General features: G+C 70.8%; 12 protein-coding genes. 8 read left to right on the forward strand and 4 right to left on the reverse strand.

Going from position 1 to position 14,407, the window contains the following annotated elements; translation table 11 throughout:
- The first annotated feature begins 117 nt into the window (after positions 1 to 117).
- The 6 genes from ACZ64A_RS27940 (at position 118) to ACZ64A_RS27965 (ending at position 7,605) form a co-directional block, all read left to right on the forward strand.
- Positions 118 to 801, forward strand: a complete 684-nt coding sequence (locus ACZ64A_RS27940) for a vWA domain-containing protein (protein WP_469814175.1) — start codon at positions 118 to 120, stop codon at positions 799 to 801.
- 149 nt (positions 802 to 950) lie between these two features.
- The gene (locus ACZ64A_RS27945) at positions 951 to 1,832 is read left to right on the forward strand and encodes a protein phosphatase 2C domain-containing protein (protein WP_469814177.1); all 882 of its coding nucleotides are present in this window, start codon (positions 951 to 953) and stop codon (positions 1,830 to 1,832) included.
- Positions 1,829 to 3,832, forward strand: coding sequence for an LppU/SCO3897 family protein (locus ACZ64A_RS27950; RefSeq protein ID WP_469814179.1), 2,004 nt, complete (start codon positions 1,829 to 1,831; stop codon positions 3,830 to 3,832). Before ACZ64A_RS27945 ends, ACZ64A_RS27950 begins: the two co-directional genes overlap by 4 nt.
- Positions 3,833 to 3,919: 87 nt before the next feature.
- The gene (locus ACZ64A_RS27955; protein ID WP_469814181.1) at positions 3,920 to 4,147 is read left to right on the forward strand and encodes a hypothetical protein; all 228 of its coding nucleotides are present in this window, start codon (positions 3,920 to 3,922) and stop codon (positions 4,145 to 4,147) included.
- Positions 4,148 to 4,609: 462 nt separating this feature from the next.
- A complete protein-coding gene (locus ACZ64A_RS27960; protein WP_469814183.1) occupies positions 4,610 to 7,036 on the forward strand; it encodes a DNA/RNA non-specific endonuclease in 2,427 nt (808 codons plus the stop codon).
- Positions 7,033 to 7,605, forward strand: a complete 573-nt coding sequence (locus ACZ64A_RS27965) for a hypothetical protein (protein ID WP_469814185.1) — start codon at positions 7,033 to 7,035, stop codon at positions 7,603 to 7,605. Before ACZ64A_RS27960 ends, ACZ64A_RS27965 begins: the two co-directional genes overlap by 4 nt.
- A gap of 234 nt (positions 7,606 to 7,839) precedes the next feature.
- On the opposite strand, the gene ACZ64A_RS27970 is transcribed toward ACZ64A_RS27965, so the two are convergent.
- The 4 genes from ACZ64A_RS27970 to ACZ64A_RS27985 all read right to left on the reverse strand — a co-directional run bounded on the left by ACZ64A_RS27970 (position 7,840) and on the right by ACZ64A_RS27985 (position 12,642).
- Positions 7,840 to 8,604 carry a class I SAM-dependent DNA methyltransferase gene (locus ACZ64A_RS27970; RefSeq protein ID WP_469814187.1) on the reverse strand — a complete coding sequence of 255 codons (765 nt, stop codon included), beginning with the start codon at positions 8,602 to 8,604 and terminating at the stop codon, positions 7,840 to 7,842.
- A gap of 92 nt (positions 8,605 to 8,696) precedes the next feature.
- Positions 8,697 to 9,947 carry a YcaO-like family protein gene (locus tag ACZ64A_RS27975; RefSeq protein WP_469814189.1) on the reverse strand — a complete coding sequence of 417 codons (1,251 nt, stop codon included), beginning with the start codon at positions 9,945 to 9,947 and terminating at the stop codon, positions 8,697 to 8,699.
- Positions 9,944 to 10,783 carry an aKG-HExxH-type peptide beta-hydroxylase gene (locus ACZ64A_RS27980; RefSeq protein ID WP_469814191.1) on the reverse strand — a complete coding sequence of 280 codons (840 nt, stop codon included), beginning with the start codon at positions 10,781 to 10,783 and terminating at the stop codon, positions 9,944 to 9,946. The genes ACZ64A_RS27975 and ACZ64A_RS27980 overlap by 4 nt, the downstream gene beginning before the upstream one ends.
- A gap of 1,259 nt (positions 10,784 to 12,042) precedes the next feature.
- Positions 12,043 to 12,642, reverse strand: coding sequence for a TetR/AcrR family transcriptional regulator (locus tag ACZ64A_RS27985; RefSeq protein WP_469814315.1), 600 nt, complete (start codon positions 12,640 to 12,642; stop codon positions 12,043 to 12,045).
- A 55-nt stretch (positions 12,643 to 12,697) separates the two neighbouring features.
- Between ACZ64A_RS27985 and ACZ64A_RS27990 the strand changes: the two genes are divergently transcribed.
- Both ACZ64A_RS27990 and ACZ64A_RS27995 read left to right on the forward strand, forming a co-directional pair.
- Positions 12,698 to 13,162 carry an SRPBCC family protein gene (locus ACZ64A_RS27990; protein ID WP_469814193.1) on the forward strand — a complete coding sequence of 155 codons (465 nt, stop codon included), beginning with the start codon at positions 12,698 to 12,700 and terminating at the stop codon, positions 13,160 to 13,162.
- Between the two features lie 429 nt (positions 13,163 to 13,591).
- A complete protein-coding gene (locus ACZ64A_RS27995) occupies positions 13,592 to 14,389 on the forward strand; it encodes a DUF427 domain-containing protein (RefSeq protein WP_469814196.1) in 798 nt (265 codons plus the stop codon).
- Positions 14,390 to 14,407 lie beyond the last annotated feature (18 nt).

Raw genomic sequence — 14,407 nt, forward strand, 5'->3', positions numbered from 1 at the left:
GCATGACCTGGGCTTTTCTTCCGGGGGAAGCCAGCATCGCCGTTGCGGGCCGGCCGCCGGCAGGAAAGACACCGGCCCATGGACGACATCAACGAGCGAGTGCGAGGAGGCGGATCGATGGCGGACACGAGGGGCGTGCTGCTGCCTACCTACGTCGTGGCCGACGAGTCGGCGTCGATGGGGCCGCATGTGAGCGATCTGCAAGGCGGGGTGACCTCGCTGTGCGAGGGGTTGCGCGCGGAGCCGATGATCGCGGCGAAGCTGAGGCTCGCCGTTCTCGGCTTCTCCGACGACGTGCAGGTCAGGCTCGCGGTGGCAGATATGCGTACCGAGACCTCCGTGCCGCGGGTGGTCATCCGAGGGCTGACCAGCTACCGGGCCGTGTTCGACGACCTGCTGCAGCGCATCCCCTCCGACGTGCGGTGGCTGCGCGGCGAGGGGTACAAGGTGCACCGCCCGGTGGTGTTCTTCCTCAGCGACGGGCAGCCCTCCGACGGGCACGACTGGCGAGCCCCGCATGCCGCCCTGGTCGACCGGGGCCGGACCCCCACCGCGCCGAACATCATCGCCTGCGGGATCGGCGACGCCGAGGCGCAGACCATGATCGACGTCGCGACTCGTCCGGAGTTCGCCTTCGTGGCCAAGCCGGGGACCGACATCGGCAAGGCGGTCGCGGAGTTCTTCCAGTGCCTGACCGCGAGCCTGGTGGCGACCGGCCAGGCGCTGAACTCGGCCATTCCGCAGCTCGTAGTCAATCAGCCGGATCACTTCACCCTGGCGATCGACGAGGTCGGCTCGTGAGGCCCGGTCACCGGGAGAGCCTCCCGCCGCAGCCCGCACCGCCCGTCACGCCCCCGCGCCCCCCGGCTCCGCCGTCCCCGCCCGCACCGGCCCTCCCGGCGTTCCCGCCCGCGGCGGCGCCCGGATCACAGCCCTGGAAGCGGGTCGAGGTGGACATCGCCGGAATGGAGTTCGAGGCCCGCCCGCCCGGCCAGTACGCCTACGACTTCCCCGACAGCGAGTGCGACGGCTGGTCCACCGATCGCCTCACCCTGCGCTACGCCTCGGTGCGCGGCGCGAAACACCGCTACTACCGTCAACCCCGGCAGGACGCCGCACGGGCGGCAGTGCACGAGGCCACCGGCAGTGTGGTGTTCGCCGTCGCCGACGGGGTCTCCAGCGCCACCGAGGCGCACCAGGGTGCCATCGAGGCGTGCCGTGCTTCTGCCGAGTGGATCCTGCACCTGCTCGATCAGCACCCCGGCCGGCCGCTGGACCTGGCCGATGTCGCCGCCTACACCGCGATCTGCCTCACGGAACTGGCGCGGTGGCGACTGGGGATTGCCGACGCCGCGGCTGACGAGGTGGCACGCCTGTACGCGACCACCCTCGTGGCAGGCGCGGTCCGCCCCACCAGCGACGGCGCGCGCGTCGAGCTTTTCCGGGTCGGGGACTCCGGAGCCTGGCTGCTGGACCGGGCGAGCGGCCGCTACCGGCAGGTGTTCGCCTCGAAGACCGGGTCGGACGCCGTGCTGGTCATGAACGAGGTGGCGCCGTTGCCGCGGCTCCCCGAGCACCTGGAACAGGCGGCCTTCCCGCTCGCGGACCCGATGGTGCTGCTGGCGGGCACCGACGGGTTCGGCGACCCGCTCGGCGACGGAGACGGCGCGATCGGCACGCTGTTCTTCGGTCACCTGGTCACGCCGCCCCCGCCGTTGTGGCTCGGGCACGTCCTGGACTTCTCCCGCGAAACCTTCGACGACGACCGCACCCTGCTGGCCGTGTGGCCCCGGACGGTCCCCGGGCCGCCGCCCGAGACGGGGTCGCGATGAGCGACGGCCGCCCCGCGCCCGTCGACGTCACCACCCTGGTCCTGGGCGACCGCCTCGGTCAGGGCGGCCAGGGCAGCGTTCACCAGGTACGGAACAAGCGCATCAACAAGGGGGCCGCCGGCGGCCACTGGGAGGTCGTATACAAGGAGTACGGCCCCTCCGTCCTGCCCGCCCTGGACACCGCGGCACTCGAATCCGCCGTGGCCCTGCTCGGCCGCCTGTCCGACGGCGACGGGCGCTGGCTGTGCGACAAGACGGCGTGGCCCGCCGTCGTCGTCCAGCGCCAGGGTCGGGCCTGCGGGTTCCTGATGCGCGCGGTACCCGACCGTTTCCACTTCACCTTCCGTTCGCTGACCGCGGCACGCCCGGGACCGCGGCGGCTGGCCACCGTGGAGTACCTCCTCAACGACGACGCCTACGTCACCGGGATCGGCCTGAGCGCGGGCGACCGCGACCGGCTCCTGCTGCTGGCCGACCTGGCCGCGACCCTGCACCGCCTCCACGGGTTCGGCATCACAGTGGGCGACATCTCCCCGAAGAACCTGCTGTTCACCCTCGCCCCCCGGCCCGAGTGCTTCCTCATCGACAGCGACGCCATGCGCCTGCGGGGCGCGAGCGTGCTACCGCAGGCGGAGACCCCGGACTGGCAGATCCCGCCGGGTGAGGAACGCGCGACCCCGGCCAGCGACGTGTACAAACTCGGCCTGCTCGCCGTCCGGCTCTGCGCCCGCGACCAGACCGCGACCGATCCCGCCGCCCTCGCCCGGAACGGCACGGCCCTCGGCGTCCTGGCCCGCGCCTCCCTCAACCCGGATCCGGCCCGCCGGCCGACCCCGGCCGCCTGGGCGGAAGAGCTGACGGCGGCCGCCGCCACCGCGACCAACCAGCCGAAGCGGAGCGAGGCCCAGCCGAAGAAGAACAAGAAGAAGCCCCAACCCGGGCCGCCGCTCAGCGTGGCGGGGGCCACCGCTCCCGGTTCCCGCCGGCCCGGCGGCACCGGGCCGGGGCAGACCACCCGGTCGGGGAACCTCACAGGCGCTGCAACGGCCAACCTCAAACAGGCCCTGCGCGTCGCGGCGGCGATCGTGATCCTCGTGGTGTTCATCGTGGGGAGGTACCAGATACATTCCCGAGCCGAAGCCACCAGGGCCGAAAGCGGTTCCGGCTGGAGCAGCCCGCCGTTCCCCGGCTCGCCCACCACCTCGGCCGGCTCCGGTGAGGGCACGGCGGGCGACCTGGGCGATCCGAACGGCGACACCGGCGACGACACGTCGGCGGGCTCCGGCAACTCCGACGAGTCAGCGACTGACACGCCCTCCGCCACCCCCACCGACCCCATCGGCACGGCCCAGGCCGGAGACTGCTTCGACGACGCCGGTGACAGCAACCACGCCGAACTGAGCCCCGCAGACTGCACGGCCGGTGCCTTCAAGGTCGCCCGCGTCAACACCGGCACCACCGACCTGCACAGCTGCGACGGCGTCACCGACAGCGACGAAAGCGTCTCCTCCGCCGCATACGGGCGGGTACTGTGCCTCAGCTACCAGAGCTCCGGGGGCAGCGCGTTCCACGCCGACCAGGGCGACTGTGTCTTCGGACCCCCGGGCGCGGACGCGTGGGCGACCCAGCCGTGCCGGACCGGCACGTTCAAGGTGCTCGCCGTCTACCACGGCACCACCTCGCACGCGAAGTGCGAGGGCTGGCCGCACTACAACTACTGGCGCTCCATGACGGTACCCGGCAACTCCGGCCTGGACGTGATGCTGTGCCTGTCGATGAACTACCCGGACGACGCCGGCTACGCCACGCGCGACGAGTGCCTGCTCAAGTCGGGCAACACCTTCACCAGTTGGGGCAGTTGCGCGCGGTCCAACGTCTACGTGACCGGGCGCACCGGTACCTACGGCGACTCCTCGTTCTGCGGCCGCGACGGCTCCACCTGGTGGCAGTCCACCGACTACCCCTCCTTCAGCTACACCGTGTGCTGGCGATGGCGCTGAACAGCGGGCGGCCACCGCGCGCACCCGCACCGCCGCCCCTACCCGACTCCCCTTCCCTTCCGTCCCCCACATCGTTCAGGAGCCGACATGGCCTACCGCTACTGGTGCGGCGAGTGCAGTTTCAAGACGCCCTGGGGCACCGAGTCCCAGGGCGAGAAGGCACAGTTCAGGCACTACGCCACCAACCATCCCGGCCTCGCTCCCGGCGGCCAGGTCGAGACCGACCGCAAAAGTCCGGACGGCGGCGGAAGCTGCTTCGCGATCATCGCCGTCGCGGTCCTGCTCGTGATCCTCGCCGCCTCGTGTCACCACTGACGCCCGTCCCAGGAGCCCGAGTTGTCCGATACGCAACCGCCGCACAAGCCCGCGGGCCCGCCGCGCCCCACCTGGCACAGGCCCCCCCGGGTCGCCCCGCCCCCGCCGGAGCGCCCGAGTCCGCCCCTCACTTCAGCGCCGCCGCCCCGACACAGCCCGCCCCCTCCGCGCCCGCCCCGCCCCTCCCAGCCGCCCGTGGCTTCTTCACCACCGCCCCGGCCGCCCCACCCACCGCAGCCGCCTGCGGCGCCTCAGCTGCCGGCCCTGCCTCCCACGGCGGGTGCGCCGGCAAGGACCCCGCGAGCGGTTGCGGGGTGGTTACGGCAGACGCGGGCCCGGTCCTTCACGGCTGCGGGTGCTGCGCTGGCCGTACTGGCGAGCCTGCTCTACGTGCTGTGGCCCAGCGGGTCGAGCGGCTCGGACGGGTCCGCGGATGCCAAGCACGAGGCATCGGCTCCCCGCGTGTCACCGGTCCAGCAGGGGGCTTCGGCCGCACAGGCCTTGAGCGCCCTGCCCGCGGTGAACCTGTCGATGGTCTACGCCCCGACTGAGCATCAGTCCATGACCCGGGCGAACCTGACGGTCACCAGCACGGGGCAGGCGGCGGGAACCCTCAGCGAACCGGTGGCGGGAAATTCGGCCCTCGCTTGGTCCGGCGACCAGGTCTACCTGAAGGGCGACGCGGCCTTCTGGGCGCAGCAGAATCCCCAGTTCGGCCACGATCTGACCAGCACCGGTCACTGGGTCGCCCCGGAGAAGCGCGACGGCTACTACATGCTCGACAGCTTCGCGGTGAACGCCGGCTCGCTGACGCCGGCCTCGCTTGCCGCGCTGGTCCGGCAGGTCACCTCCGACCCCGCAGCGGTACGGCAGGACGGTGCGACGTACCGGGGTCGCGACGTCGTCTCGTATACCTCTGAGGGCTGGACGGTCCTCCTTGCCGCCGAGTCGCCCTACTCGGTCCTCGCCATCGGCGGCGACCCCAGCCACGACGACCCCGTCAAGCCCGCCGTCTGGCACCCCGGACATCGAACCGGACCGGTGATGAAACCGGCGGATCACCGCGTGAACGCCGTGTCGGCCGACGAGCGCGACTTCAGCAGCTACCTCCTGCTGGAGCCGAAGCCGGCCACCCCCGAGCAGGCCAACGCCGTCCGCACCACCACCGCCACAGCTGTCGCGACCGCCGTCCCACCCGCCACGTCGGCCCAGGCGGTCTCCAAGACCATGGGGCCCGCTTTCACCATCACCAGCGACGACCCCTACCTGTGCACGACCAACCCGTGCTCGTACTCCATCACGGTCACCAACAGCGGAGACCAGCCGGGCGACGCCACCCTCTACCTGAACATGCCGCAAGTACCCACCGGCCCCCACCCGCTGGGCACCCTGAAACCCAAGCAGTCCAAGACCGTCAGCGGCAGCCGCCCCAACATCGCACCACCCGGCAAGACGGTGACCTTCACCGACTACGCCTGGGTGTACTCCACCCCTGAGTACGGCCCGGACCCCAAGGTCGGCAACAGGCTGAACGCCCGCAACCTGCGGCCAGGCGACCTCTCGTTCAGTACTCCTTTGCGGCCCACCGTGGCAAGACTGCTCGACGCCATGACCAAGGACCGGCCGACCAGCGACACCACAGCAGGCGACAAGGCGACCGACGCGATCGAAGCAGCCAACGACCAGGGCGAGCTACCCGACCTGGGGAAGATCGTCGACTCGGGCCGGCTCACCAACCCCCAGGACCTGCGCGACATCCTCCCCGCCACCGACAAGGTCGACGCCCAGCGCGTACTCCAGCAGATCGCACTGCTCCTCCAGGCCGACCCCAACGCGCACGTCACCTGGGCCCCTCCGCCCACGGCCGCAGGCACGACACGCCCGGCGGATTACCTCTACACGACCACCGAGCAGGGCCGGCAGGTCAAACGCGCCGTCAAGGCCGAAACGGTCCGCAGCCCGGCAGAACTGGCTTCGAAGGCACGCCTCGGCGCCGCGCAACTCAACGGCGAGCAACCGGACACCGCGACCACCGGCGGCCAGAAGGCGCCACCCGGATACGAACGAGTGCTCCGGCTCGACCTCGAACCGTTCGTCGGCCCGCTCCTGGGCCTGGCCACTACCCAGGACCTGGAGCATTCCCTGTCCACCGACCCCCAGTTCCAGCAACTGCGGGACAGCCTGTGCGAGGCGAACGGTGCCGGCCCCCGCGTCAACCGCGTCGTCGTCGTCAACGCCTCCGGAACCCACCAGTGGATCAGTCCCCGCCGGCTCGGCGCGCCCTGTGGTCCCAGCGGGACGTCAGCGTCGCCGGATCCGTCGGGCAGCAGTGGATCACCTGGCAAACCGACCTGCCTGGCGCAGACCTTTCCTCCCGGTGCGGTCGAGCCCAGCGGGGCGGGTTGGATCAACTACGCCCCCGTCGGGCCCCACAAGCGGGCCACTGCGGCCACCGCATGCCTGAAACTTCCGTTTGGTGACGGTAAGCCCTCTGACCGCAACAGCCCCGGCATGCAAGAGGCCCGCGACCGCGCGAAGGCCCTGTTCCCGGGGAAAAAACCGGGAACTCTGGTCAACAGCTGCCACCTGATACCCAAAGAGTTCGGTGGGCGCGGAGCTCAGCGTAACCTCACGCCGTGCTGGGCCAAGACCGTGAACGTCGGAAAGATGACAGACATCGCAAAAACAATCAAATCCTTCATAGCGAAGAACAATGGAACCGTGCAAATGACGGTAGCCTGCAAGTACAAGGACAGCGCGGCGGTAATAGCGTACGAGTTCATCTACAAGGTTACGGCCTGGGACTCCCACGGGAATGCAGTTCCGCTCCCGCTGCCCGACGGCGGCTTGGTGCGGAATGTAATGATCGGGTTTAATCTCACTCCTTGACAGGTGGTGTACCAGCGGTGCGGGACGATATTGCCGAGTTCGCGCGGATCAGTGGGGTCGTGCTCGCAAAGGCGGGGCCGGTGCTGCCGTGGGGCGAGACCCGGGCGGCGTTCGGCCTCGACTTGCCCGCTGATTACCGGGCGTTCGTCGATGCCTTCGGGGCCGGGACGGTGGGCAGCCGACTCACGCCGCTGATCCCGCTGCACCCCTGTGGTGCCGCCCCTGGGATTGCTGCGCTGGGTCCCGTGCTGGACGCCGCTGCCGAAATCAGTGCCGTGTTGCGCGGTCATCGGGAGAAATTCCCGGAGGAATTCCCCTACTTCTTCTATCCCGAGCCCGGTGGTCTGCTCCTCTGGGGCAACGCAGTCGGCGGCGAGCAGTGCTTCTGGCTGACCGAGGACCCGGACCCGGACGCCTGGCCAGTACTGGTGTGGGACAAGGCGGACTGGCGCCGCTACGACATGGGGATGGTGGCCCTGCTGAATCGCGCTCTCGGCCGACAGGACATGTTCCTTGACGAACTGGTCGGGCCCAGACCAGGGGAACCCCTGTGGAATCCTGGACGTTGAGCCGCTGACCGTATCCCGGGGCCTGTGCTGTCGGGCATGGGTGCTTGATGGGCCAGCGCCGGGCTAGGTAGTTTCGCGGTCTGTACCGCTGGAAAGTGCGGCCTCTCGTCCTGCTCGTGTTGAATTCCTTTGGGCCGGCGCCCAGCCGCGCGAACGCGGGTCGCAAGGGCACCGGCCAACCAGAATCCCGAAGGCCATGATGGGGGGACCCTGTACCCCAGGGACTCAAGGCGGTCATGCGGGCAGTTCGTACACGGAGACGTGGTGACTACTGGAGTCGGTCAGTGGCCGTCCCGACCACCCGCCGGTACGCCGTACGAGCCGCAGGCCGGCCAGTTCCGCCAGCAGATCGAGTTCGCCGGGGGTGAAGTAGCGGAAGGAGACACGCACGTGACGCATCCGGCCGTCGTCGAGGACGGCGTAGTCGGAGGTGTACTGCTGGCGGGCGGGGTGCAGCGTGCGGGTGCGGAGCACGAAGCCTTCGCCGGGTGTGTCCACCGGCTGGGTGCCGGTGCCGCGGGTGGCGAGCGCCTCGGGCAGATGCGCGTCGAGTGCGAGCCGCCCGCCGGGTCGCAGGCGCTGGGCGGCGGAGGCGAGACAGCGGCGCTGGGCCTCTTGGGTGTCGAGTTCGGCGAAGGTGCCGCCGGCCGCATAGACGAGGGCGTACCGGCCGGTGTCCGCCGGCGCCGGGGGAGCGGAGAAGTCGCCGAGGGTGACCCGGATGGCGCTGCCACCGGGCTTTGCGTGCAGTCGGGCGGTCATTTCGGGGGAGGCGTCGAGCCCTTCGACGGTGAGGCCCCGTGATGCCAGGGGCAGGGCCACCCGGCCGGTGCCGCTGCCCAGTTCGAGCAGGGGGCCGGGCGGCCCTTCCTTGGCGAGGGCTGCCAGGAAGGCGACGGTGGATTCGGTGCTGGACGCGGCGAACCAGTCGTCGTACCGGTTGGCGAACAGGGCGGTGTAGGAGGGCTGTACCGGCATGTCGTGCGGGAACGTGGACATGAGGTCCTCCCAGTGCGGGCGTGGACCGGGCGCGGAGCAGTGGTCGTGGCCGGTCCAGGTCGCGGAGTGGCGTGCAGGGCGTGTCGGGGTGGTCAGCCGAACGGGTGGGGAGGCACTCCCGGTACCGGGCGGGCCGGCAGAGGTGATGTTCCTGGGGCGATCAGCCGGACGACGGCCAGGCCCTCGTCCGCCGGGGGGCCCGCGCAGTAATCGACAGCGATCACTTCGCGTCCGGTGTGTGTGGCGAGCAGAGCGACCGGGTCCGGTTCCAGGCCGGGCTGGCAGGACGGGACAGGGGCTGGGGGGTCGCGGAGGGCGGTGGCCGGCCCTGCCCAGCGCGTCAGCGCGTCCTGGGCGTGAAAGGTCCACACCGCGTGGTCCAACTCGGTGCGCGGGACGCCGGTGCGCGACAAGCAGTCCCAGGCGCGAAGGGCTACCGGTGTGGACATGCTCCAGCGGACCATCAGCGCTTCCCAGCAGGCCCGTGCCACTGCCTCCGAGAGGTCGTGGGCGGGGCCGCAGCGGGCTCCGTACGTCTGATGGGTGCGATCGGGCTCATGGACGCAGACGGCGACTGCGGTGGCACCAGCCGGGGCGGGGAGGACGAGCGCGGTGGCCTGCAGGCCCTCGTGGTCGAGCAGATGGCGCAGTTCACTCGCACCGGCCGGCAGGGCGCCGAGGGCATCGAACGCGGTGGGCGGCTGGCGGAGCGGGTCGCACCAGCTGCGGCGCACCAGATCACGTTCGAGGATTTCCCAGGCGGCATGTGCCGCCGCGGCGTCGGGGCCCCGGTGAGCGGCGACGCCGGTCGACCCGGCCCGGTGGGTGGCCGCGCAACCGGGCGGCGGGCGGTGATGGAGGAACGCGGCACCTGCCGGTACCCAGATGTCCTCGCCGGTCCCCGTTGTCCGGCCCCGGCACCAGAGCTGCCGCACCTCATGCGCGGAGGTTCGGTCGTGTGCCAGGGCGGTGGGGCGGGCGGCGAGATCGCCGGGATCGGTGGCGGGAACGCCGTCGCGGCGCAGCCCGGACCACGCGCCGATGCGGACCCGGCCGCCGCCGGCCGGCGGGCGCCGTGGGCGGCCCGATTCGGCCTCGGCCTCCACGGCCCGTCCGGCAAGCACGTTGCCCATGCGTTCCATCAGCTCGCCGCGGGCGCGTCGCCCGAGGTCGGATGCGGCATCGCCCGCAGCGCTGCCGATCAGGACGGGAGCACCACCAGCGGCTCCGGTCGGGTTGAAGGACTTCGACCGGGCCGCGACGCGGGCCAGCAGCGCGCCAGGGGTGTGCGGCCACGGAGCGAAGACCTCCGGAGCCCACGCCGTCGGTGTGGAGACGCTCACGCACGGCCTCCCTGTAGCCGCGCCGCACCCGCTTTTTCCCGCGCGGCCTCCTCCGCCAGCAGGCTGGTCGCCTCGGCGTACACGGCAGCACCGGCAGGAGTGAGAGCGGCGCGGTGGCGGCCGAGCGCGTCGACGCCCTGGAACGCCTTCTCCAGCAGCCGGGCTCGGCGGTCGGTCACCGCCTCCCGTTGTGAGTCCGACAGCGGCGCATGCCGGTGGATCAGCCGGTACAGCAGCGTCTGGCGGATCAGGACGACCGTTTGCTGGAAGAGCCCGGTCAACGGCCGGGGATCGGGCCGCAGCGGGGTCATGACCGAGTGCCCGGGATCGGTGGCGGACACGAGGAATGGGGTAGTGAAGGCAGCGGCGTTGCAACGGGTGTGGGTGCCTTCGTGGACCAGGGCGTCGGCCAGCCGGACCCAACCGGGCAGACCGTCGCGCCCCGCGGTCAGCCGGGCCGCATTGACGAACACGGCGCCGTGCGTGGTGAAGTCGGTGAATCCGTGGATGGCCCGCCCGTCCAGCAAGGCGATCTGGCTTACGCCCTCGTGCAGTTCGGCCAGCATCGCCGGCCACACCTGGTGCAGCCGCTCGGCGGCCTCGGCCAGTACGGCGGCCTGCCCAGGCTCCCAGCCCCGGACGACGGCGCCCGGTCCCTCCGAGCCCGTCTTCTCTGGACCCTGCGGGATCGAGGCGAGTGCACGCCCGACCGCCGCGGCAAGGTGGGGTGCCGGGACAGCGAGATCGACCGCCCAGCGGCCAGTGGCCTTACGGGGTGGGGGAACGGTTGCCAGATCCTCGCCGCCCGAGGCCGTGCGCTCCAGTCGTGCGGTCACGGGCAGCGGTTCCGCGCCGGCCCGATGGGCGGCGGCCTTGCGGGCAGGATGACGCGGTGGCGGGACGGACCTGCTCGCTCCCGTCCTGCGCAACACCGCGTCCGTGGCGTGCCAGAGGGCGTTCTCGGCCCGGCGGGCGGCCACGGCGTCAGGGGTCACAAGCACGTTCCGGCCTCCGGCACGGTTCGGTCGTGGAAGGTGCGTGGCGGACGAACCGCCACGCACCCTGGTGCTGCTACACGGACGGATGCAGTGCCTTAGTCGTCGTCGCCGCCGATGTCGACCATCAGGCCGAACTCGGGAAGTTCTTCGGTGACCTGTTCGATCTCCGGCTGCTCCATGGGGTCCACTCCTTCGATGGGTTCATCCGTGATGAACGGACGGCTCTCGCCGCCGGTCGGCCAAGGGACTACCCAACGAACCCGACGTCGAAGAACAGGGGATTGGGAAGCCGCCGCAAATCCGTCACCGTCGGAAGCTCCTGGTTTTACCGCCGACGTGCAGGAAAGGTGCAGAAGTTCGCCCGGGAAGCATGGCTGCCTGTGGCGGGTGTGACAGGGGTACACAGGTGGAAAATGCGTCCGGTGCCGTGGTGGCCCGCCTCCACTCATTTCGCTGGGCGAAGGTGTCCTGATAGTCACCGTACTGATCGCTTACCAGGGGCAGTCGCGAACGAAGCGGTTTTCTTCTCCGACCCTGACCGCAAGGGCCAGAGCGCATCGCTCGGTCCCAGTCGGCATCCTGGATGAGAACTTCAGTGACGCGATCTCGTCCGTGCGTGTCCCGGCCGGTTGGACGGTCGCGCCGTGCGACGGACGCGACTTCGACGGTGACGACCCTTCCGCCTCGGGACGCCGCGGCACCGGGCGCCGCGATGCCGAGAGCTCCCGCGCATGCCGTTGCCTCGCCCTGTCGATGCCGAGGTAGGCGAGGGCTTTGAGTTGGTCGGTGTTGAGTCGGTCGCGCCGCTGATGTTTCTTGCTCGGCAGGCGGAAGTCGCGGCGCCGTGTGGCGAGCCGGCGGCCGATGTCCTCGCCGAGCCAGGCCCCCGTGCACCACGTCACCGCCCAGCCCATGGGGCGCAGCTCCCCTCAACCCCAACTCTCGATCGCGGCGGGGTGCTCCACTTCGGTGACGGCGAGCAGCAGTGACGGCTGATGACTCCGTAGAGCCCTTACCGGACGTGCCCGCCGGCCTGAGCCGCCTATCCCAATGGTTCGTCGAGGTGGACAGGGCCGCTTTGCCTGATCGGTGACTTGTCACTCCGAGCCGTAGTACAGCCGGAGGAACTCCTCCATCGCCGCGTCGACGCCGGCGCGGTCACCGGTGGCGAGCAGGTCGAGCAGCAGACCGCGGACGGTGGCGAGTCCCAGCCTGGCCCGGTTCCGGGCCGCGTCAGGCTCCGCTCCCGCACCGACCTCGGCGGCTACGAGCGGTTCCAGCCAGTCCGTCACAAGCCCTTCGAGGACCGGGGCGGCCTCGGGGCGGCCGCGCAGCGCGTGCCCGCAGATCTCGAAGAAGAGCCGCTCCTGACCGGCCAGCCGAGGGTCCGTCAGCTGCCGCCACAGCAGCCGCGCGACATCGGCGGGCGAGAGACCGGGCTCCAGGCGGAGCCGGGACAGCACATCGCGCTGGCGCCGCTCCGACGTCCGGACGATCTCGACGAGCAACTGTTCCTTGGAGCCGAAGTAGTGGATCAGCATGCGGTGACTGACACCGATCGCGGCGCCCAGCCCGCGCAGGCTCAGGTCCGCGATGCCGTGTGCCGCGACGTGGTCGACAGCCGCGTCCACCAGTTGTGCGCGCCGATCCCCCTGCGCGCCTTGCTCGGCCTTGCCTTTGGAATGCGAGTCGTCCATGGTCACCACGTCACGACTGTACCAATCGGTACATGCCGCATGTACCGTGTGGTACATGAAGCCTGTCACCGTGTCGATCGCCGTACCTCAGACTCCCGAGCAGGTCTACGGCTTCCTCGACGTCATGGCCCACCACGAGCGGTTCACCGACCACTACCTGACCAACTGGCGCTACAGCGGCCCCGCCCGGGGCATCGGATCCTGCGCCACGGTCACCGCCGCGCTGAGCGGTACGAAGACCGATGTCACTATCAAGGTCATCGAGGCCGTTGCGCCGCGGCGCATCGTCGAACACAACGTCAGCGCGGCCGGTCGGCGACTGGCTCACGGCACCTATGCCATCGAACCGCTGCGCACCGGTGGGACACACATCTCGTTCACGTACACGTGGATGCACGCCCCGCTCGCCGACCGGCTGCTGGCCCCCTTGGTGCGGACCACGATGCGGCGCGCCAACCGTACGGTCATGCGTCGCCTGGCCACCGAGTTGGCTCGCCACGTGTCCGCCGCCGAATCCTGACGGCGGTACATGCCCGCCCCTTCTCCCATGCGCCTACAACAGAGGCGGGCATGTCGATATCAGGGCTCATTCCCAGTCGGCGAGCCGGCGCCCTGTCCAGGCGGATGCCGATCTCGGCCTGCTGATGCCACGGCTGCCCCGGCTGGAACGTCCGGGGATCGGACGTCGTGGTGCCGCTCACCACTGTGACCAGGGGTACATCCACGCGGAATGGCTGCTGCCCTTGGCACTGTCGTGCATGTCTGACTGGACGGCCTGCTGTCGGCGGTCGTGCCCGGGATCAGCGGTCTGCATCCTGGGTGGGGTGTCGGGGCGAAGGAGGTGTGGGGGTGATGACGGCAGAGGAGGGACTGTGATCGACACGGTTGCGTGCGGGGAGCGGTGGCGGCGGACTCAGGTGCGGCCGCCTGGACCGGCCGGTGATCAGCGATGACGAGATGGACGCCCCGGCCCGACGGCGGACGGCCGTCGTCGAAGTCTTGTTCCCACACCTGTACGGCCGACCCGACGCCACTGAGCGCGACGTGCCTGGCCTGCGAGGCGCGCGGACGCGCGCCGGCCGGCCTGCTGCTCTGCCTGACCTGCGGCCACGTGGGCTGCAACGACAGCTCTCCTGGAGCCCATGCCACGGCCCACTTCGAGGCCGACGGGCACCCGGTGGTCCTCAGCCTGTCACGCGACGGCGGCTGGGCCTGGTGCTACGAGGACGAGGTGTACCTGGATTTGCTGGACGGGCCCGCGCCGCGATCCGCTGCGCGCGGGCCCGAGTCCGTCTGGGACTACCCGCGGCCGCCCGCCATGAGCCAGGACGACCGCGTCGTGGTCGTGGAGTGTGCAGGCCAGGTGGTGGCCGAGAGCCGCAGGACGATCCGGGTGCTGGAGACCAGCCATCCCCCCGTGTTCTACCTCCCGCCGCAGGACGTCCGTACGGAGCTTCTGTTCCCGGCGGCCGCGGGACGGACCTGGTGCGAATGGAAGGGGGCGGCCCGGTACTGGGACGTCGTCGTGGGCGACGACGTGCGCGCCCGCGCCGCCTGGACGTATCCGCGTCCCGAGCCCGCCTACGCGGCCCTCGCCGACTTCTTCGCCTTCTACCCGAGCCGCGTGGACCGTTGCACGGTAGCGGGGGAAGCGGTCACGGCGCAGGAGGGCGACTTCTACGGCGGCTGGATCACGTCGGAGGTGTGCGGGCCGTTCAAGGGGGCGCCGGGCACACACCTGTGGTGAGCCGAGGGCGCAGCCGAC

The sequence above is a fragment of the Streptomyces sp. NPDC104814 genome (assembly GCF_055583185.1).